This window comes from Streptomyces sp. NPDC058045, from assembly GCF_042885635.1.
GTDB lineage: Bacteria > Actinomycetota > Actinomycetes > Streptomycetales > Streptomycetaceae > Streptomyces.
Map to the genome: position 1 here is coordinate 22,650 of NZ_JBHVRR010000010.1, position 19,726 is coordinate 42,375.

A 19,726-nucleotide genomic window follows, 5' to 3' on the forward strand; every position below is an offset into this window, starting at 1 on the left:
TGGTGCGGCGGGCGCGTCAGTTCCAGGTGCGCAGCCGCAGGGGCGTGCCGGATTCGCCGGACTCGGGGGTGCGGACGGCGAGGAGCTGGTTGACGCCGATCCGGTTGCGTTCGAAGGCGAGCGCGGAGGCCGCCATGTAGAGGCGCCAGACGCGGGCGCGGCCGGGGCTGGTGAGGTGGACCGCCCGGTCCCAGTGGGCCTCCAGGTTGGCGACCCAGCGGCGCAGGGTGAGGGCGTAGTGCTCGCGCAGCGACTCCATGTCCCGTACTTCGAAGCCGGCGCGCTCCAGCAGGCCGAGGGTGTCTCCGACGGGTGCCAGTTCTCCGTCGGGGAAGACGTAGGCGTCGATGAACTCGTCCACGTGGTAGGCGGTTTCGTCCTGCTGGGGGCGGCGGGCGATCTGGTGGTTGAGGAGCCGGCCGCCGGGTTTCAGCAGGGCGTGCAGGGCGCGGGCGTACTCCAGGAAGCGGGCGTGGCCGACGTGTTCGGCCATGCCGATGGAGGAGATCGCGTCGTAGGGGCCGTCGCTCACGTCGCGGTAGTCCTGGACGCGGATCTCGACGCGGTCGGTGAGGCCTTCGTCGGCGACGCGCTTGCGGGCGTGGGCGGCCTGCTCCGCGGAGAGGGTGACGCCGACGGCGCGGACCCCGTACTCGCGGGCGGCGTGCAGCACCATGGAGCCCCAGCCGCAGCCCACGTCCAGCAGGCGCATCCCGGGGCGCAGGTCGAGTTTGCGGCAGATCAGGTCGAGCTTGTCGCGCTGGGCGGACTCCAGGGTGCCGCCGGCGGTCCAGTAGGCGCAGGAGTACACCATGGACGGGCCGAGGACGAGTTCGTAGAAGTCGTTGCCGACGTCGTAGTGGTGGCTGACGGCCTTCTTGTCGGTGCGGCGGGTGTGGAGGTGGCCGCGGCCGGGCCGGCGCATCTCCTCGGGGGGCGGCGGCGGGGGCGGCAGGGGCCGGGCGAGGGCGGCGAACCCCCTTGCCGCGGCGCGTACTTGAGGGTCGCGCAGGGCGGTGAGCAGACCGGTGTCGTCCTCGCCGCGTTCCCAGACGAGGCCGGCCATCAGGTCCAGTACCCGGTAGAGGTCGCCGTCCACGTCGATGTCGCCGGCCACCCAGGCGCGGGCCAGGCCGAGTTCGCCCGGTTTCCACAGCAGGCGGCGCAGGGCGCGGCGGCGGTGGATGACGAGTACGGGGGCATCGGGGGGTCCGGCCTCTGATCCGTCCCAGGCGCGGACGCGTACCGGGAGCCTGGCCCCCAGCATTCTCTCGACGAGTGTGGTCAGCCGCAGTGCGGCGTCTGGCATGACACACCTCCGTAATCGGGGGATCCGGATCGGTCCGACACCATGTGAACACCAACGCCCCTCTTGCGCAGTCCCCTTGCGGTGTCACAGATCGGCAAAACAAGCTGCATTGGGCATGTATTCGGCCGGGTGGGTGGCGGGCGATCCGGCGGGACCTCGTTCACCTGCGGCGGACGGCTGCCCCCGGGAACGCCGAAGGGGCGCCCGCACCACGGATGGCGGGCGCCCCAGCGGGCTGTGCGTGTCGGCCGGCCGCCGGTCCCGGAAGTCCGGGCTCCGACGGCCGGCCGACTGTCGGCGTCAGGACGCCTTGGCCTTGGCCCCTTCGGACTTGGCGGGCGCCGGGACGGTGGCGGCGGGCGGCGGAACCGGCTTGGCGGCCTCGTAGAACTCCTCGCGCGGTGTCTCGATGGCGCCGAGGGAGACGACCTCGCGCTTGAGGAACATACCGAGGGTCCAGTCCGCCAGGACGCGGATCTTGCGGTTGAACGTCGGCATCGCCATGCCGTGGTAGCCGCGGTGCATGTACCAGGCGAGGCGGCCCTTCAGCTTGATCTTCATCTTGCCGAAGACGATCATCGCGACGCCCTTGTGCAGGCCGAGACCGGCGACGGCACCCGCGTTGGCGTGGCTGTACTCCTTCTGCGGGAAGCCCCGCAGCGCGGAGATCACGTTGTCGCCGAGGACCTTGGCCTGGCGCAGCGCGTGCTGGGCGTTCGGCGGGCACCAGGCGTTCTCGTCGCCGGCCTTGCGGGCGACGATGTCCGGCACCTGGGCGTTGTCGCCGGCGGCCCAGATGTAGTCGGTGCCCTGCACCTGGAGGGTGGCGGAGGTGTCGACATGGCCGCGGGGGCCGAGCGGCAGACCGTAGCGGGCCAGCGCCGGGTTGGGCTTGACGCCGGCGGTCCACACGATGGTGTCGGAGTCGACCTGCAGGCCGTTGTTCAGCACCACATGGCCGTCCACGCAGGAGTCCATACCGGTCTTGAGGTAGATCTCGACGCCGCGGCTCTCCAGGTGCTTGCGGCCGTACTCGCCGAGCTTGGGACCGACCTCGGGGAGGATGCGGTCGGCGACGTCGACCAGGAGGAAGCGCATGTCCTCGCGGGAGACGCTGGTGTAGTAGCGGGCGGCGTCGCGCGCCATGTCCTCGACCTCGCCGACGCTCTCCGCACCGGCGAAGCCGCCGCCGACGAAGACGAAGGTGAGCGCCTTGCGGCGGACCTCCTCGTCATGCGTCGAGTCGGCCTTGTCGAGCTGTTCGAGGACGTGGTTGCGCAGGCCGATGGCCTCCTCCACGCCCTTCATGCCGATGCCCTGCTCGGCGAGACCGGGGATGGGGAAGGTGCGGGAGACCGCGCCGAGAGCCATCACCAGGTAGTCGAAGGGCAGCTCGTACGCCTCGCCGACGAGCGGGGCGATCGTGGCGACCTTGCGGTCCTGGTCGATGGAGGTGACCCGGCCGGTCAGCACCTCCGCCTTCGGCAGCACACGTCGCAGCGGGACGACGACATGCCGGGGCGAGATGTTGCCGGCGGCGGTTTCGGGAAGGAAGGGCTGGTACGTCATGTACGAGCGCGGGTCGACGACCGTGACGGTCGCCTCGCCGTAGCGCATCTTCTTCAGAATGCGACGAGCTGCGTACAGGCCTACGTACCCACCGCCTACTACGAGGATCCTGGGACGCTCCGTGGTGCTCATGGCAACGAGTATCCACCCGCCGGGAGGGGGTACTTAGTGCGCCCCTTCACAAGCACCCTGGACACCCGTGCTACACTTCGCGCCCCGCTTGACTCCTCTCGTCCCGGCACGAGGGAACCACGGCACCGTTTCAGACCGCGCCGACCCCTCTTGAGCTGCCGCTCCCGATCAAGTCCCGGAGTGGACCACTGCCCCGCCGCCCCTTTCCCGCGAGCGGCCCGCACCCCTGGAACGGCCCGGCCGAGGTCGCCTCGCCCCCGAGGGAGCGCACTCCGGGGCCCGCAGAGCCAGACTTCTCACCCCATTCCTTGTGAAGAAGTTCACGAAGTTTCCCGGCGACACCTCACCGGGGCCCCCGCACGCCCCCTCGGACCCCGCTCACCTGGGCGTGGACACCGCTCAGGCGATCGACCAGGCGAGGCCGTCGAGGATGTCGTGCTCGCTGACGACGACCTCCTCCGCACCCATCCGTTCCATGATCGACAGGAGCACCAGGGCACCGGAGGCGATCACATCGACACGGCCCGGGTGCATCACGGGGATCGCGGCGCGCTCGGCGTGGGTGGAGGCCAGCAGGCGGTGGGTGATCTCCTCGACGCGGGCCCGGGAGAGCCGCGAGTGGTGGATCGCCGCCGAGTCGTAGGCGTCCAGACCGAGCGCGATCCCGGCGAGCGTGGTGACCGAACCGGCCAGGCCGACCAGGGTGCGGGCCTCGCCCAGCGGCACCGTCTCCGCCGCCCGGTCCAGCGCGGCCGCCAGATCGGCGCGGATCGCGTCGACCTCCTCGGGGCGCGGCGGATCGCTGATCTTCCCGCCGTGCACCAGATGCCGTTCCGTCATCCGGACACAGCCCACGTCCACCGAGCGCGCGGCCCGCACCCGGTCGTCGCCGAGGACGAACTCGGTGGAGCCGCCGCCGATGTCGACCACCAGATAGGGGCGTTCCAGGTCGGTGCGGCCGGCGAGTTCGCGGGTGGCGCCGGTGAAGGAGAACTCGGCCTCCTGGTCGCCGCTGATCACCTCCGGCCGCACCCCGAGGATGTCGAGCACCCCGCGGACGAAGACCTCGCGGTTCTCCGCGTCCCGGGAGGCGGAGGTGGCGGCGAAGCGGATCCGCTCGGCGCCGGACTCCTTGATGACGGCGGCGTAGTCGCGGCAGGCGGCGAAGGTGCGGTCCAGGGCCTCGGGGGCGAGGCGGCCGGTGCGGTCGACGCCCTGACCGAGCCGCACGATCTCCATCCGCCGTGCCAGATCGGTGAGTTGGCCGGTCGCCGGGTCGCAGTCGGCGACCAGCAGCCGGATCGAGTTGGTGCCGCAGTCCACGGCCGCCACCCGTGTCATCGGGCGTCCTCCGCCGTCGCATCGTCGGCGGGGCTGACGCAGGGGCCCTTGCGCCACCACTCGGGCAGCAGGGCGATCGCCTCGTCGCCCAGCGGGTTGACGCCGGGACCGGCCGCCAGCGAGTGGGCCACCAGCACATGCAGGCACTTGACCCGGTCGGGCATCCCGCCGGCGCTGGGGAAACCGGTCAGCTCCTCGATCTCGTCGCGGCGCCGCAGATAGTCCTGGTGGGCAGCGCGGTAGGCGGCGGCCAGCTCCGGATCGGTGGCGAGGCGCTCTGTCATCTCCTTCATCACGCCCTCCGCCTCCAGGGTGCCGATGGCGGAGGCGGCCCGCGGGCAGGTCAGGTAGTACAGCGTGGGGAAGGGCGAGCCGTCGGGCAGGCGCGGCGCGGTCTCCACCACGTCGGGCAGGCCGCAGGGGCAGCGGTGCGCGATGGCGCGCAGGCCGCGGGGCGGGCGGCCGAGCTGCTCCCGGAAGGCGGCGACATCCGCCTCGGTCGGCTCGGTGCGCTCGGTGGGCGGCGGCGGGGTGTCCATGGGTGTCGGGCTGTCTTTCGTTGTCGGAGTGCGGGGTGGGTGGGGCTGCGTGCGGATGAGAGGCCGGGGTGAACTGGCCGGTGCGGGGCGGCGGTTGGGCCGCGGCGGGCTCGGGTCCCCGGGGCGGGCGGCCGGTCAGCGGCCCGAGCGGTCCGCCTTGTCCACGCCGTCCCAGACATTGGAGTACCAGGGGCGGTCCGGGTCGCCCCGGTCCGCGCCGGGGAGGCGGGCGCCCTCCGGGCCGACCACGGTGTAGCCGGTCTCCCCCGGCCGTACGTAATGCAGCCGCTTGCGGATCTGCTGCTCCGCGTAGGCGTCGTCCCTCCAGCGTGCCTTCTGGTCGCGGAGTTCGTCGACCCGCTCGCGCTCCTCGTTGCGCTGGCGCCGCAGGTCGCCGATCTCGGCCTGCTGGGAGACGTACTGGCGGATCGGGTAGGCGAGGGCGACGATCAGGGAGCAGAAGACCAGGGCGAGGAGCGCGGCACGGCCGGTGAGGCGGGAGCGGCGCGCCTGACGGCGGGTCTGGGAGCGGTACACCCGGGCCGCGGTCTGCTCGCCGAGCAGCCGCAGCCTGGTCGCGGTCGAGAACCGGTCCCGGGCCTCCCGGTCCTTTCCGGCCATCTGCTCCCGCCTCCCCGATACGCGCGGACGTCCCCGCACACGGTACGGGACCGGGTGCGGGGACGTGGCCTACCTCAAGGTGTCGCCGGCGGGCGGCGGCGGCCCGCGTTACGCCTTGAACCGCGGGAAGGCGGAGCGGCCCGCGTAGACCGCGGCGTCGTCGAGGATCTCCTCGATGCGCAGCAACTGGTTGTACTTGGCGACGCGTTCGGAGCGGGCCGGGGCGCCGGTCTTGATCTGGCCGCAGTTGGTGGCGACCGCGAGGTCCGCGATGGTGACGTCCTCGGTCTCGCCGGAGCGGTGCGACATCATGCACTTGAAGCCGTTGCGCTGGGCCAGCTCCACGGCGTCCAGGGTCTCGGTGAGCGAACCGATCTGGTTGACCTTCACCAGCAGGGCGTTGGCGGAGCCCTCCTCGATACCGCGGGCCAGACGCTCCGGGTTGGTGACGAACAGGTCGTCGCCGACGAGCTGCACCTTGTCACCGAGCTTGTCGGTGACGACCTTCCAGCCCGCCCAGTCGTCCTCGAACAGCGGGTCCTCGATGGACACCAGCGGATACGAGGCCACCAGGTCCTCGTAGTACTCGGTCATCTCGGCGGCGGAGCGCTCCTTGCCCTCGAAGAGGTACTTGCCGTCCTGGTAGAACTCGGAGGCGGCGACATCGAGCGCGAGGGCGATCTGCTGGCCGGGGGCGTAGCCGGCCTCCCTGATCGCCTCCAGGATGAGGTCGAGCGCCTCGCGGTTGGAACCGAGGTTCGGCGCGAAGCCGCCCTCGTCGCCGAGACCGGTGGCGAGGCCCTTGTTCTTCAGGACCTTCTTGAGGGTGTGGTACACCTCGGCGCCCCAGCGCAGCGCCTCGGAGAAGGACTCGGCGCCGATCGGCGCGATCATGAACTCCTGGATGTCGACGTTGGAGTCCGCGTGCGAACCGCCGTTGAGGATGTTCATCATCGGCACCGGCAGCAGGTGCGCGTTGGGGCCGCCGAGGTAGCGGAACAGCGGCAGGTCGCTGGCCTCGGAGGCGGCGTGCGCCACGGCAAGCGAGACGCCGAGGATGGCGTTGGCGCCGAGGGAGCCCTTGTTGTCGGTGGCGTCCAGGTCGAACATCGCCTGGTCGATCAGGCGCTGCTCGGTGGCGTCGTAGCCGACCAGCTCCGGGCCGATCTGCTCGATGACGGCCAGGACGGCCTTCTCGACGCCCTTGCCCTGGTAGCGGTTGGGGTCGCCGTCGCGGAGCTCGACGGCCTCGAAGGCACCGGTGGAGGCACCGGACGGGACGGCGGCACGGCCGGTGCTGCCGTCGTCGAGGCCGACCTCGACCTCGACCGTGGGGTTGCCTCGGGAGTCCAGGATTTCCCGGGCTACGACGACGTCGATGGACGGCACGAGCATCTCCTTCTGGGATGTGACGCTGGAGGTGCGGGGTCGGAGCCGGATCGCCCTCGCCCCGCGGCACGAGCCTAACCGGCCCGCGGCGGTCGGTCCGCCGCCCGCCCGTCCCCTGGGACGAAATCAGGCCCGAATGATCCGGAACCAGGGCAAAGTCCACATGGTTTCCGGCCGCTTCCCGACCGGCGTCCGGCTGGATTCCGGGCGCTCTCCGACTGGTGGCGCAGGGGCGGGGGCGCGCACACGGACGGCCTCGCCCCGGCACGTGCGGGGGGTGTCACGCGCCGGGGCGAGGGCCGGTCATGGAGTGCGCCGCGGGGTGGTTCAGCTCAGGTGGAGCTGCTGGCCCGGGTAGATGAAGTCGGCGTCGTCGATGATGTCGTCGTTCAGCTTGAACAGCTTCTGCCAGCCGCCCTCGACATGGTGCGCCTTGGCGATCTTGCTGAGGGTGTCGCCCTTCTTCACCTTGTACTCGCCGTCGCCCTTCTTGACCTTCTTGCCGGTCGGGGTCTCGACGGTCTTCTTCTGGCTGGGCGCCGCACGGTGCTCGGAGCGGTCCGCGTGCTTCGGCGCCGCCGGGCGGGTCTGCTCCTGCTTCGGGGCCTGCTGCTGCGGCGCCTGCGGCTTGGGCGCCTGCTGCGAACCGCCGCCGTACGGGGTGCTGGACAGGCCGGTACCGCAGTTCGGCCAGGCGCCCTTGCCCTGACCAGCGAGGACCTTCTCACCGACGGCGATCTGCTGCGCCTTGGTGGCCTGGTCGGCACGCGGCGCGTACTGGGTGCCGCCGTACGCGGCCCAGGTGGAGCTGGTGAACTGCAGGCCGCCGTAGAAGCCGTTGCCGGTGTTGATCGACCAGTTGCCGCCGGATTCGCACTGGGCGACCTGGTCCCACTCGGAGGCGGTGGCGGCGGAGGCCGAACCGGCGGCCATCAGCGGCACGGCCACGGCGGCACCGGTGACACCGACGAGCGCGGCGACCCGGGTGGTCTTCGAAGGACGGCGGTGCTTGCCCTTGGAACGCAGCATGAAGTGATCCCCTCACCGACGCCTGCGAGGTGAGCTGTCGGGTTCGGGCCGGTGGGTCTCCCGGGCTCGCTTCCGAGCCACCGGGAGGATTGCCCGGCCGTGCGACCTGGCGCACGGCTTCACCCCCAGCCGGACCTGACCTTCCGTCGGGCGGCTGCGCGTCTCCGCTCAGCCCTCCAACGGCCGGGCCCGGCACTTACCTTGGGTCCCCCGCTCCTGCCTTCGGCGCTTGACGCGACGACTGTTCCCGTTCGGACGCCGGCAGGATTCGGCGGGGCGTCCGAGGGTGCCCGCGGTGGCGAGCGGTCTCGACCGTAAGCAGCCCGGGGCGGGAAATTCAAAGACGATCAGGGCTTCTGAGACTCATCTCTCACCGATCCCAAAACGGGCATCCAGTGGCGAACTACCGCTGCGTTTCGCCCGATTCAAGACGAAGATCAAGGGTCTGGCCAGGCACGATCAGGTCCGGATCGCTCCCCACGATTCCCTCGTTCCGCTCATACAGCGCGGACCATCCGCCCTCGACCCCGTGGTCACCCGCGATGGCCCACAACGTGTCCCCGGGACGCACCTTGTACGTTCCGTCCCCTTCATCCGTTTCACCCGTTCCCTCGCCATGCGCCTGGTCACGGGAGGCGTGGCGGCCGGACGAGTCGCGGGCCCCGCCCTCGTCGGCGGCGCCACCGCGGTGGCGGCCGGAACCGGCCGGGTCGGCGGACGTGGGGCCGCCGGAGGGGTGGGCGGATTCGGCGGGGGCGGATTCGGTGGGCGCGGCCGAAGTGCCGTCCGCGGGGCGAGAGTTGTCGGAAGTGTCGCCTTCGCGGTGGTTCTTGTCTGCGGAACCGGTGGACGGAGTGGAGGAGCCCGCGGGGTCGGCGGCATCGGTGGAGCCGGAGGAGTCCGGCGAGGGGGATGAGTCGGGCAACTGGGACGAGTCCGGCGATCCGGAGGCTTCAGGCTTGTCGCTGGCGGTACCGGAGTCATCGGAGCCGCCGGAACCTCCTGACGTCTCGGGGGAAGCGGACGAACTGGGCGAAGCGGACTCGGCGGTGGCGCCCGGGTCCACCCCCACGCCCCCAGCGATCTTGCCGAGCCCCGGCACCAGCGCACAACTCGGCCACGCCTGCGGCCCCTTGTCGGCCAGCACCTTCTGCGCCACGGCTATCTGCTGAGACCGGCTCGCCAGATCCGCCCGCGGCGCGAAATCAAGACCGCCGTACGACTCCCACACCTTCTGCGAAAGCTGAAGCCCCCCGTAGTAGCCGTTGTGCTCGTTCGCACTCCACGATCCGCCGCTCTCACAGTCGGCGAGGCGATCCCAGGTCGCAGCGGTCGCCGCGTGCGCGCCGGAGGCGCCCAGCAGCGGGATGGCGATGGCGGAGCCGGCCACCCCCGCCGCGACGACGAGAGCAGGGGCCTGGCGGGGGCGGCGGTGCCGACCGTTCCCGGAAAGCATCTGATTGCCTTTCGCGTGACAGAGGTGACAACCAAGGCGACAACTCACCCAGGTCACCAGTGAACGTAGCCGGGTCGAACACCTGTCACAAGTCGATGCATCAGCGATAACGCACACATCACATTCATGACGGCACGTCAGAAACCCTCTGACCAGCGGACGGTGTGAACTCCACCGGCAACGTCCGCAAACCCCGCATGATCAACCCGCCCCGCCACCGCAGATCGGACAAATCCACCGCCAACCGCAGATCGGGAAGGCGCCGCAACAACGTCCCCAACGCCACCCTGCCCTCCAACCGCGCCAACGGCGCCCCCAGGCAGTAGTGGATCCCGTGCCCGTATCCCAGATGCTGATTGTCCACCCGCGCCAGATCCAGCAACTCAGGCCCCTCGAACCGCTCCGGATCCCGATCCGCCGCAGCCAGCACCACCAACACCGGATCACCCGCCGCAATACGCTGCCCACCCAGCACCAACGGCTCCCGCGCGAAACGCCACGTCGCCATCTCCACCGGCCCGTCAAAACGCAGCAGTTCCTCGACCCCCGTCTCCAGCAACGCCTCCCCCGCATCCCCGGAAACCAGCGCCGACTGCAACAACCCCCGCTGCTCCGGATGCGTCAGCAACGCGAACACCCCGTTGCCGATGAGATTCACCGTCGTCTCAAAACCGGCGAACAGCAGAATGAACGCCATCGCCGCCGCCTCGTTCTCGGTGAGATGCTCCCCGTGATCCGAAGCACGGATCAGACCAGAAATCAGATCGTCACCGGGATCCTCCCGCTTCCGGTGAATCAACTCAGCGAGATACCCCCGCATCTTCTTCACCGACCTGGCCACCCCACCCCGCGGACCCTTCCCATGGCGGATCATCATCCCCGCCCAGTCACGGAAGTCATCCTGATCCTCCCGCGGCACCCCCAGCAGATCGCACACCGCATAGATCGGCAGCGGAAAAGCAAACTCATGAATAAGATCCGCCTCCCCCCGCACCGCGAAAGCATCGATCAGACCATCCGTCAACTCCTGTACTCGCGGCGCGAATTCAGCCACCCGCCGAGGAGTGAACGCCTTCGACACCAGCCGACGCAACCGCGTGTGATCCGGCGGATCGATATTCAGCAGATGCGTCATCAACTCGGCTTTCCGCTCCCCCGGAATACCCGTACGACCCCGCGCGTCCGCCGGCTCATCATGATGAGCCGGATTCTTACTCAACCGCCCATCCGCCAACGCCACCCGCGCATCCGCATACCGCGTCACCAACCAGGCCTCCACCCCACTCGGCAACCGCGTCCAGAACACCGGCGCATGCTCCCGCAACCACGAATACGCCGGATACGGATCCGCCGCGAACTCCCACGAAAACAACTCCGGACACCCGGACAACTCCGGAGAGCGGACAGGGGCGGAAGGCGGACCGGTACGGGACTCGTCGTGCATGAAGGGGACGGTACCGGGGGGGACGGGGCCAGGGGGCGGTGGGCCCAGGAGGGGCACTGGGCTCAGGAGGGGATGGGCTCAGGAGGAGCGGTGGGCGGCTTCCGTCGCGCGGATCGCATCACGGTACGCGCGGGCCGCCACACGCAGCGCAGCCTCCGGATCGACCCCCTCCGCCTCCGCCCGCACCGCCGTCGCCAGCAACTCGTACCCCAGACCACTCCCCGCAGGCAGCGGCACCTCAAGCCCCGCCGTCCGCACCCGCGAGGCAAGCTTCGCCGCCAGCGCCAACCCCGGCTGCCCCAACGGCACCCCGTCCGTCACCGACTCCCGCTGCTTCGCCTCCGCCTTGGCACCCAGCCACAACTCCCGGACATCCTCCGGGGTGTGCGCCACCGCGTCCCCGAAAATATGCGGATGGCGATGGATGAGCTTGGCGACGATGCCGCCCGCGACATCATCGATGGAGAAGGCCGCCACCTCGGCCTCCTCCTCGGCCTCGGTCCCGGCCTGGGTGCCATCGGCGTCAGGGCGGTCGGCGGGCAGTCCGTCCTCGGCGATCCGGGCATGGAACACGACTTGCAGCAGGACATCCCCCAACTCCTCCCGCAACTCGGCCCGATCCCCCTCCTCGATCGCCTCCACCAGCTCATACGCCTCCTCGATGGCGTACTTCGCCAACCCCTCATGCGTCTGCCGCGAGGACCAAGGGCACTCCATCCGGATCTGATCCATGACCTGCACCAGATCCAGCAACCGCGCCCCCGGCAGATCGTACGAAGCGGGCAGAAGTTCCAGATCCGGCATGTCCACCCGCCCCGATCCCGCCAGCCGAGCCAAGCCGTCCGTCAACTCCGGCTCGCCCTCCCCCACAGCGACCACCACCACCGTCGCCCCACCGGCACACGCATCCACCAACTCCCGCGCGCCGAGCCGGACCTCCTCCACCGGCACACCCGCCTCCCGCAGATACGGAAGCTGCGGATGCGCCGGATCGGAACACACCACCCGATCCGCGTCGTGCAACAACCGCCACGCCTGCCACGACAGCAACCCCGGCGCCACCCGATGACTGGTGGTGAGCAGCACGATCCGCCCCGCCTCGGAAGACGGCGGAACCGGGGAAGCAGGGACCGGAGAGGAAGAGGAAGCGCTCGAACTCATCACCCCTCGAACGTAACCCACCCACGCCCCACGCCGGACCGTGCCAGAAACCCGAAGGTCACGAGGGGAGGGGCGGGGGAGCGGTAGGGGCGGGGCCAGGGGCGCCCGAGGGTCAGTAGCCGCTACCGCTTACGGCGCCCGTACCGGTCAGGCCGCCTACACCGCTCACGCCTGCTTCCGCGGTGCGGCCGACACATCCCTCAGCCACGGAGTACGAGCCTCCGCCCGAGTGCTCTTCGTGTCGTCCCAGGCGCCGTACCGCGGATTGAGGTCGATACGCAGCGACTTGGACGCCTCCGACAACCGCTTCCAGAACGCGGCCTGCCCCGCCGCCCCGCTCCCATCCACCCCGAGACGGTCATACAGCTTCCGCGCCTCAGCCTCCGTACGCAGACTCTCGTCCAGCCGCTCCGGCGCCACCCCGTACCGCTGCAACCACGTCGCCTCCAGCGCCTTCGGGCCACCCGCCCCCTGCTCCATGGAAGTACGCAACGCCTGCACATCCCGGGAACTGACCTTCACCCCGGCATCCGAGGCCGCCTTGTGCAGCACCCGATCCCGCACCATGGACTGCAAGGTGTCCCGCGTCAGACTCCCGGACCTCGCCACGACCTGCTGGTACTGCGAGTCGTCCTGGACCGCAGAACGCTGCGCGGCCCGCACCTCCCCGACCCTGCCCTGCAACTGCGCCACGGAGATCCGCTCACCACCCACCACGGCCGCGGCGCCAGGGTGCGTATCGCTGCCGCAGGCGGTCAGCAGCGGAGCCGCGGCCAGCATGGCAGCGGAGGAAACGACGAGCGCGGTACGGCGACGACGGCGGTGCAAGAGAGCCTCCCGGCGGCGAGATTGTGCTTCGGTGCACAAAGTCCAGCGGTGATCGATGGTAGGCAGTCGGAGTGGCTCAGGCCACTGATTCGACAGCACTGCTTCGACCAACGAGCTGGTTCCTCTGGGGGGGGGACCCCCTCCCCCTCCCCTCCCCCCCCCAGTGGTTCCACTCCCCCGCGGCCGCCCCCACCCGTGCGCGCCCGCCTGTACGCGCCTGCCCGTGCGCCGACTCCTACGGCCACACCTGCCAGCGCTCACTCACCCTCCGGGCAGCCGTTCGTCCTGGTTGCCTTCCCTTGGGTGCTCCGTGCCGTCAGCGGGCGTGGAAGCGTTCCGGGGCTTGGGTCGGGTTGCCGCCGGTGGGGAGTTTCTGGTCGGGGCAGGTGGTCAGGACTTTGCGCATGGCGTCGCGTTCGGGGGCGGTGACCCACAGGTCGTACTTCTTCTTGACGGCGACCTGCCCGGCTACGTAGGTGCACTGGTAGTTCTTGTTGGGCGGGAGCCAGGTCGCGGTGTCGCCGTCGCCCTTGCTGCGGTTGGGGCCGGCGTCGACGGCCAGCAGGTTGAGCGGGTCGTTGGCGAGGGCTATGCGTTTGCTGGCGTCCCACTGCCTGGCGCCCTTCTGCCAGGCGTCGGACAGTGCGACGAGGTGGTCGATGTCGACCAGGCTGCGGCCGCGGCGGAAGTTCACGTCCTTTCCTGAGTACGGGTCGGGGTGGAGGGATCCGGAGACCACCTTGCAGTCGCCGTCGCTGAAGGCGACTTGCCGGAGGTCGCGTTGGAGTATGTCGTCGCGGGTGTTGCAGCCGTTGGAGTCGGTGTCGGCCCAGGCGCTGCCGAAGCGGTTGCGGGCGTATCCGGTGGTGGGGCCGCGGTCTTTGACGGTGAGCTCGTCGACTGTGGCGAGGGCGCTGCCCGCTTTGCTCTGCGGTCCGCCGGATCCGGTGTCCTTGTCTTGTTGTTCTTCGGTGCATCCGGTGGCGGCGAGCAGCAGGGCTGCGGTGCCGATGGCGATCCGGGTGCCGGTGCGGCGGGCCCGGCGGGTGTGGTTGGTGTGGCTGTCCCGGATTGCTGCTGCGCGTGTCACGGCGCCCCTCCCCGACTGCTGTTGTGGTACGGACGCCGTTACCGTATCCGCTGGTGGGGTGCTGGTCTGCGCCTGGTGGGGCGGCTGGTGGCGGTGGGTCAGACTCGGCCTATGCCGAGGGTGTTGTCTGCGGGGAGCAGGCCGGAGCTGAGGATGCGGAGCCAGAACTCGCCCAGCAGGTCTGCGAGTCGGGCGGTGTCGGTGGCGCCGAGGGTGTGCCAGGGGCCGTGGGCGAGGTGGTCGGTGTGGGTTTCGATGCGGGCACGTAGGACGTGGCCGGCGTCGGTGGCGGTGCCGGTGGGGTCGATGAGGCCGCGATCGGTGAGTCGGGTGCGGGCAGCGGTCCATTCCTCTTGGGTCCAGCCGCGGCCGGCGAAGGCGGGTTCGGGGGCTGCGCCGATGGCGGCGAAGGAGACGAGTGCTTCGACGGGGTCGAGGTCGGCGGTGAGGAGGGCGGTGATGTGGCCGTCGCCTCGGTGTTCGCGGAGCAGGGTGGCGGCGTGCCAGAGCTGGAGGTGGGGTGCTGTGGGCCAGGGCAGGGCGGCGTGGGCGGCGGCGAGGGTGCGGCCGGCGAGGGGTGCGGCTTGGGCGGCACGGCGGGCGAGGTGGGCGGCTTCGATGAGTTCGGGGCTGGTGACGCGGTTGCCGAGGAGGGTGCGGTAGGTGCGGTCGATGGCGCGTTCCCGGGCTTTGAGGACGTCGTGGGGGTGGGCGGTGTGCCAGGCGTGGGTGAGGTGTTGTTCGACGGTGTGTGGGGCGAAGCTGTAGAAGGCGGCGGTGACTTGGGTGGGGGTGGCGTGGCCGAGTGGGGCTGCGCGGTAGGGGAAGTAGCTGGGCCAGCGTTGTCCGGTGGGGTAGCCGAGGGCGGCGGCTTCTTCGAAGGCTTGGGGTGCGTGGTAGAGGACGGCGTGGAGTGGTTCGAGGAGGTGCCACATGCGGCGGGTTTGGGCGAGGTCTGGTTCGGGGGGAGGGTCGGTGTGGGTGGCTGAGGGGGTGATCGCGGGTGTGGGTGCGGGAGTTGGGGTGGTGGTCATGGGGGTCTCCGTGGGTGTTCGGTTGGGCATGGGTGGTGGGGCCGGGTTCACGAGGAGCCGTGAACTTGGCAATGGCTAGATTGCCGTACTCCTGCGAACTTGTCAACGACTAGATTCGGGGTATGGTGGGGCCATGCCTGAGAAGACCGGCGCCGGGAACCGGCGCGCCTATCACCATGGGGACCTGCGTCATGCCGTGCTCACCGCCGCGCTGGACGTCATCGCGTCCGAAGGTCCGGATGCGGTGAGCCTGCGTGACCTGGCGCGCCGGGCCGGCGTCTCGCACGCTGCGCCCGCCCATCACTTCGGGGACCGCACGGGTCTGCTCACCTCGATAGCCACCGATGGCTTCGAGATGCTCGCCGGGGCACTGGCGGAGGCCGACGGGCTGCGCGACGCCGGAGTGCGCTATGTGCGCTTCGCCACCGCCCATCCCGCCCATTTCCAGGTGATGTTCAGCCCGCAGTTGCTGCGGGCCCAGGATCTGGAACTGGTCACGGCGAAGGCGCTCGCCACTCAGCGGTTGCAGGTGGCGCTGTCGGAGATACCGGAGGCGGGGCGCGGGTCGGACGAGGGGCTGGCCAGGATGGCGGCCTGGTCACTGGCCCACGGCTTCGCCACCCTGCTGCTCGGCCACAACCTGGACGATGCGCTCGCCGGACGCGCCCCGGAGGACGCCTTCGCTGAACTGGCGGGGATGCTGTTCCACTCCTGACGGACGGCAGACGGGCAGCAGCCCCGCCGACCCCTTGCAAGAGCCCGCCGGGACCCCCGTACGAACCCCGGCGTCAGGTCCTTCGTACGGAGCCCAGGCCAGGCACCCCGTACGGAGTCCTGGCCGGCCCATCCGCCGGGCGCCTGCTCTACGAGCCCAGAATGGAGGTGAGGAACTCGCCGGTCCAGGCGAGGAGTTCGCGGCCGGTGACGGGCTTGCCGCCCATCTTCGTGGGCTTGGGGCGGGGGACCAGTACCTGGTGGGTGGCGGGCTTGATGACGCTGCCGCGGTAGAGGCGCTTGAGGCGGAGTTCCTGGGATTCGCGGAGTTCGACCGGGGCGAAGCGGATGTTGGTTCCCTGGAGGACGATCTCGCCGACGCCGCAGGCCCGTGCCAGCATCCGCAGGCCGGCCACCAGCAGCAGGTTCTCCACGGGTTCGGGCAGTTTGCCGTAGCGGTCGGTGAGTTCCTCGCGGACGGAGCGGATGTCGTCCTCGGTGTTGGCGGAGGCGATGGCGCGGTAGGCCTGGAGGCGGAGGCGTTCACCGGGGGCGTAGTCGTGCGGGACGTGGGCGTCGACGGGGAGTTCGATCTTGACTTCGAGTGGGGGTTCCTCCTCGACGCCGCCTTCCAGGGAGGCCCGGTAGTCGGCGACGGCTTCGCCGACCATGCGGACGTACAGGTCGAAGCCGACGCCGGCGATGTGGCCGGACTGCTCGCCACCGAGGAGGTTGCCGGCGCCGCGGATCTCCAGGTCCTTCATCGCCACGTACATGCCGGCGCCCATCTCGGTGTGCTGGGCGATGGTGGCGAGGCGTTCGTGGGCGGTCTCGGTGAGGGGCTTCTCCGGCGGGTAGAGGAAGTAGGCGTAGCCGCGTTCCCGGCCTCGGCCGACGCGGCCGCGGAGCTGGTGCAGTTGGGAGAGGCCGAAGTTGTCGCCGCGTTCCACGACGAGGGTGTTGGCGTTGGAGATGTCGATACCGGATTCGACGATGGTGGTCGACACCAGGACGTCGAACTTCTTCTCCCAGAAGTCGACGACGACCTGTTCGAGGGCCTGTTCCGACATCTGGCCGTGGGCGGTGGCGATGCGGGCCTCGGGCACGATCTCGCGGAGGCGGGCCGCGGCCCGGTCGATGGACTCGACGCGGTTGTGGATGTAGAAGACCTGGCCCTCGCGGAGGAGTTCGCGGCGGACGGCGGCGCCGATCTGCTTGTCCTCGTAGGGGCCGACGAAGGTGAGGACGGGGTGGCGCTCCTCGGGCGGGGTGGTGATGGTGGACATCTCGCGGATGCCGGTGACGGCCATCTCCAGGGTGCGGGGGATGGGGGTGGCCGACATGGTGAGGACGTCGACGTTGGCGCGGAGCTTCTTCAACTGCTCTTTGTGCTCGACGCCGAAGCGCTGCTCCTCGTCGACGATGACAAGTCCGAGGTCCTTGAACCTGGTCTCGGAGGAGAAGAGGCGGTGGGTGCCGATGACGATGTCGACGGAGCCGTCCCTGAGCCCTTCGAGGGTGGCTTTGGACTCGGTGTCGCTCTGGAAGCGGGACAGGGCCCGCACCTTCACGGGGAACTGTGCGTACCGGTCGGAGAAGGTGCCGAAGTGCTGCTGCACCAGGAGGGTGGTGGGGACGAGGACGGCGACCTGCTTGCCGTCCTGGACGGCTTTGAACGCGGCGCGTACCGCGATCTCCGTCTTGCCGTAGCCGACGTCGCCGCAGATCAGGCGGTCCATGGGGACGGTCTTCTCCATGTCCTCCTTGACTTCGGCGATGGTGGTGAGCTGGTCGGGGGTCTCCACGTAGGGGAAGGCGTCTTCGAGTTCCCGCTGCCAGGGGGTGTCGGTGCCGAAGGCGTGGCCGGGGGCGGCCATCCGGGCCGAGTACAGCTTGATGAGGTCGGCGGCGATCTCCTTGACGGCTTTCTTGGCGCGGGCTTTGGTCTTGGTCCAGTCGGCGCCGCCGAGGCGGTGCAGGGTGGGTGCCTCGCCGCCGACGTACTTGGTGATCTGTTCGAGCTGGTCGGTGGGGATGTAGAGGCGGTCGCCGGGCTGGCCGCGTTTGGCGGGGGCGTACTCGACGACGAGGTATTCGCGGGTGGCGCCCTGCACGGTGCGCTGCACCATCTCGATGTAACGGCCCACGCCGTGCTGTTCGTGGACGATGTAGTCGCCGGTTTCGAGCGTGAGGGGGTCGATGGTCTTGCGGCGGCGGGCCGGCATCCGCTGCCCGTCCTTGCCGGCGGCCTTCTGCCCGGACAGGTCGGTCTCGGTGAGGACGGCGAGTCTCAACTCCGGGTCGATGAAGCCGTATTCGATGGAGCCGCAGGCGACATGCACCACGGACGGGGTGAGTTCGCCGAGGTCGGTGTCGAGGCGGGCGGGGACGCCTTCGCCGCTGAGGACCTCCGCGGTGCGGGCGGCGGGGCCGTGGCCCTCGGTGACGAAGACGGTGCGCCAGCCGTCGGCCAGCCACCGCTTGGTGTCGGCGAGGGCGCGGGCGGTGTCGCCGCGGTAGGTCTCGGGGGCGTGCATACCCAGGGTGAGGGTGTCCGCGCCGGCGGCGAAGGAGTCCCCGAGGTCGGTGCCGGAAGGGTCGCCGTCGGCGGTGGGGTCGGCGGCGAAGGGCGTCACCGACCACCACATCATGCCCAGTTCACGGGCTCGTTCGCGGATGTCGGCGATGGAGCGCAGGGAGGCGGCGCCGACGTCGATCGGGGCGTCGCCGCCGCCGGCCGTCGCGGCCCAGGAGGCCTGGAGGAATTCCTGGCTGGTGGCGACCAGGTCCGCGGCCCGGGTGCGGACCCGCTCCGGGTCGCACACCACGGCCATACTGCCCGCGGGCAGTACGTCGAGCAGCAGCTCCATGTCGTCGACGAGGACCGGAGCGAGGGATTCCATGCCTTCGACGGCGATCCCCTCGGCGATCTTGCCGAGGAGTTCGCCCAACTCGGGGTGGGCTTCGGCCAGTTCGGCGGCGCGGGCCCGTACCGGGGCGGTGAGGAGGAGTTCGCGGCAGGGCGGGGCCCACAGGCCGTGTTCGGCGATCTCCAGGGACCGCTGGTCGGCGACCTTGAAGTAGCGGACCTCCTCCACGTCGTCGCCCCAGAACTCCACCCGCAGCGGATGCTCCTCGGTGGGCGGGAACACATCGAGGATGCCGCCGCGGACGGCGAACTCGCCGCGCTTCTCCACGAGTTCGACGCGCGCGTAGGCGGCCGCGGCCAGCGCCTCGACGGTCGCCTCAAGGCCGGCCGGCTCCCCCGTGCGCAGCCGTACCGGCTCCAGGTCGCCGAGGCCCTTGACCTGCGGTTGCAGTACGGAACGCACCGGGGCGACGACGACCTGCACCGGGCCGGTCTCCGGGTCGTCGGTGCTGGGGTGGGCCAGACGGCGCAGTACGGCGAGGCGGCGGCCCACGGTGTCGGAGCGGGGCGAGAGGCGCTCGTGCGGCAGGGTCTCCCACGACGGGTACTCGGCGACGCCGTCCGGGGGGAGCAGGGTGCGCAGGGCCTGGGCGAGGTCCTCCGCCTCCCGGCCGGTGGCGGTCACCGCGAGGACGGGCCGTTTCGTCTCGCGGGCGAGAGCGGCCACGGCGAACGGACGGGTGGCGGGAGGGCCGACCAGGTCGACGTGCATACGGCTGCCGTCAGCGGCGGCGGTGACCGCCTCGGCGAGAGCAGCATCCTTGACTACGGCGTCGAGCAGGCCGTGCAGGCTCATACAGGTTTCCGTCCGGATATAGGCACACGCAAACGCCCGAGCCGAAGACACGGACCGGGGACTTTCCAGAGTACGACCTGCCCTGCGGGCGGCGCGGGCGGCGGCGGTTACGGGCGGGCTTCCGGGGAGCCGGGGGTGCGTGTGCCGGGGGGGCCGCAGTGCGCGGGGGCCGTGCGGCGCGGTGGTGCTGGGGGCGGCGGGGCGGCGGGGCGCGGTCAGGGTGTGGGTCGGGGTTGGGTACAGGCAGGAGGCTGGGGCGCGGTGCCCGCGGGTGACGAGGCCATCACCGGTGCCGTTGCCGACGACCGGGCTGGGCGGGTGCGGGGCCGAGGGCAGGGGCCTGGC

15 protein-coding genes and 1 riboswitch are annotated in these 19,726 nt (G+C 70.5%); of the genes, 1 reads left to right on the top strand and 14 read right to left on the bottom strand.

The annotated features are described in order from the left end of the window. Positions 1-16 precede the first annotated feature (16 nt). The 13 genes from ACFVST_RS08890 to ACFVST_RS08950 form a co-directional block, all read right to left on the bottom strand. Positions 17-1,309, bottom strand: a complete 1,293-nt coding sequence (locus ACFVST_RS08890) for a class I SAM-dependent methyltransferase (RefSeq protein ID WP_390148300.1) — start codon at positions 1,307-1,309, stop codon at positions 17-19. Between the two features lie 300 nt (positions 1,310-1,609). Then, positions 1,610-3,010, bottom strand: a complete 1,401-nt coding sequence (locus ACFVST_RS08895) for an NAD(P)/FAD-dependent oxidoreductase (RefSeq protein WP_390148302.1) — start codon at positions 3,008-3,010, stop codon at positions 1,610-1,612. 399 nt (positions 3,011-3,409) lie between these two features. Further along, a complete protein-coding gene (locus ACFVST_RS08900) occupies positions 3,410-4,351 on the bottom strand; it encodes an exopolyphosphatase (protein ID WP_390148304.1) in 942 nt (313 codons plus the stop codon). Continuing rightward, positions 4,348-4,890, bottom strand: a complete 543-nt coding sequence (locus tag ACFVST_RS08905) for a DUF501 domain-containing protein (RefSeq protein WP_390148305.1) — start codon at positions 4,888-4,890, stop codon at positions 4,348-4,350. The genes ACFVST_RS08900 and ACFVST_RS08905 overlap by 4 nt, the downstream gene beginning before the upstream one ends. 135 nt (positions 4,891-5,025) lie before the next feature. Further along, a complete protein-coding gene (locus tag ACFVST_RS08910; RefSeq protein WP_390148307.1) occupies positions 5,026-5,511 on the bottom strand; it encodes a septum formation initiator family protein in 486 nt (161 codons plus the stop codon). A 108-nt stretch (positions 5,512-5,619) separates the two neighbouring features. Then, the gene (gene eno, locus ACFVST_RS08915) at positions 5,620-6,906 is read right to left on the bottom strand and encodes a phosphopyruvate hydratase (protein WP_390148309.1); all 1,287 of its coding nucleotides are present in this window, start codon (positions 6,904-6,906) and stop codon (positions 5,620-5,622) included. A gap of 321 nt (positions 6,907-7,227) precedes the next feature. Continuing rightward, on the bottom strand, positions 7,228-7,929 hold the full coding sequence (locus tag ACFVST_RS08920) for a transglycosylase family protein (RefSeq protein ID WP_390148311.1): 702 nt from the start codon (positions 7,927-7,929) through the stop codon (positions 7,228-7,230). 4 nt (positions 7,930-7,933) lie between these two features. Further along, a riboswitch (cyclic di-AMP (ydaO/yuaA leader) is annotated at positions 7,934-8,167 on the bottom strand. Between the two features lie 165 nt (positions 8,168-8,332). Beyond that, positions 8,333-9,385 carry a transglycosylase family protein gene (locus tag ACFVST_RS08925; RefSeq protein WP_390148313.1) on the bottom strand — a complete coding sequence of 351 codons (1,053 nt, stop codon included), beginning with the start codon at positions 9,383-9,385 and terminating at the stop codon, positions 8,333-8,335. A 124-nt stretch (positions 9,386-9,509) separates the two neighbouring features. After that, positions 9,510-10,829: a cytochrome P450 gene (locus ACFVST_RS08930; protein ID WP_390148315.1), complete on the bottom strand. Its 1,320-nt coding sequence runs from the start codon at positions 10,827-10,829 to the stop codon at positions 9,510-9,512. 78 nt (positions 10,830-10,907) lie between these two features. Then, positions 10,908-11,990, bottom strand: coding sequence for a MazG family protein (locus ACFVST_RS08935; protein ID WP_390148317.1), 1,083 nt, complete (start codon positions 11,988-11,990; stop codon positions 10,908-10,910). A gap of 165 nt (positions 11,991-12,155) precedes the next feature. Beyond that, positions 12,156-12,818: a SurA N-terminal domain-containing protein gene (locus ACFVST_RS08940; protein WP_390148318.1), complete on the bottom strand. Its 663-nt coding sequence runs from the start codon at positions 12,816-12,818 to the stop codon at positions 12,156-12,158. A gap of 316 nt (positions 12,819-13,134) precedes the next feature. Next, positions 13,135-13,836: an HNH endonuclease family protein gene (locus ACFVST_RS08945; protein WP_390148504.1), complete on the bottom strand. Its 702-nt coding sequence runs from the start codon at positions 13,834-13,836 to the stop codon at positions 13,135-13,137. A gap of 170 nt (positions 13,837-14,006) precedes the next feature. After that, the gene (locus ACFVST_RS08950) at positions 14,007-14,843 is read right to left on the bottom strand and encodes a hypothetical protein (RefSeq protein ID WP_390148506.1); all 837 of its coding nucleotides are present in this window, start codon (positions 14,841-14,843) and stop codon (positions 14,007-14,009) included. A 232-nt stretch (positions 14,844-15,075) separates the two neighbouring features. On the opposite strand from ACFVST_RS08950, the gene ACFVST_RS08955 reads away from it, so the two are divergent. Next, positions 15,076-15,657, top strand: coding sequence for a TetR/AcrR family transcriptional regulator (locus tag ACFVST_RS08955; RefSeq protein WP_390148320.1), 582 nt, complete (start codon positions 15,076-15,078; stop codon positions 15,655-15,657). A 148-nt stretch (positions 15,658-15,805) separates the two neighbouring features. On the opposite strand, the gene mfd is transcribed toward ACFVST_RS08955, so the two are convergent. Then, on the bottom strand, positions 15,806-19,381 hold the full coding sequence (gene mfd / locus ACFVST_RS08960; protein ID WP_390148322.1) for a transcription-repair coupling factor: 3,576 nt from the start codon (positions 19,379-19,381) through the stop codon (positions 15,806-15,808). Positions 19,382-19,726: the final 345 nt, after the last annotated feature.

Excerpts from the sequence above, each read along its gene's own strand:
- ACFVST_RS08930 (WP_390148315.1), bottom strand. The coding sequence starts at position 10,829 with ATGCACGACGAGTCCCGTACCGGTCCGCCTTCCGCCCCTGTCCGCTCT.
- eno (WP_390148309.1), bottom strand. The coding sequence starts at position 6,906 with ATGCTCGTGCCGTCCATCGACGTCGTCGTAGCCCGGGAAATCCTGGAC.
- ACFVST_RS08920 (WP_390148311.1), bottom strand. The coding sequence starts at position 7,929 with ATGCTGCGTTCCAAGGGCAAGCACCGCCGTCCTTCGAAGACCACCCGG.
- ACFVST_RS08905 (WP_390148305.1), bottom strand. The coding sequence starts at position 4,890 with ATGGACACCCCGCCGCCGCCCACCGAGCGCACCGAGCCGACCGAGGCG.
- ACFVST_RS08950 (WP_390148506.1), bottom strand. The coding sequence starts at position 14,843 with ATGTGGCACCTCCTCGAACCACTCCACGCCGTCCTCTACCACGCACCC.
- ACFVST_RS08895 (WP_390148302.1), bottom strand. The coding sequence starts at position 3,010 with ATGAGCACCACGGAGCGTCCCAGGATCCTCGTAGTAGGCGGTGGGTAC.
- ACFVST_RS08910 (WP_390148307.1), bottom strand. The coding sequence starts at position 5,511 with ATGGCCGGAAAGGACCGGGAGGCCCGGGACCGGTTCTCGACCGCGACC.
- ACFVST_RS08890 (WP_390148300.1), bottom strand. The coding sequence starts at position 1,309 with ATGCCAGACGCCGCACTGCGGCTGACCACACTCGTCGAGAGAATGCTG.
- ACFVST_RS08900 (WP_390148304.1), bottom strand. The coding sequence starts at position 4,351 with ATGACACGGGTGGCGGCCGTGGACTGCGGCACCAACTCGATCCGGCTG.
- mfd (WP_390148322.1), bottom strand. The coding sequence starts at position 19,381 with ATGAGCCTGCACGGCCTGCTCGACGCCGTAGTCAAGGATGCTGCTCTC.
- ACFVST_RS08955 (WP_390148320.1), top strand. The coding sequence starts at position 15,076 with ATGCCTGAGAAGACCGGCGCCGGGAACCGGCGCGCCTATCACCATGGG.
- ACFVST_RS08925 (WP_390148313.1), bottom strand. The coding sequence starts at position 9,385 with ATGCTTTCCGGGAACGGTCGGCACCGCCGCCCCCGCCAGGCCCCTGCT.
- ACFVST_RS08935 (WP_390148317.1), bottom strand. The coding sequence starts at position 11,990 with ATGAGTTCGAGCGCTTCCTCTTCCTCTCCGGTCCCTGCTTCCCCGGTT.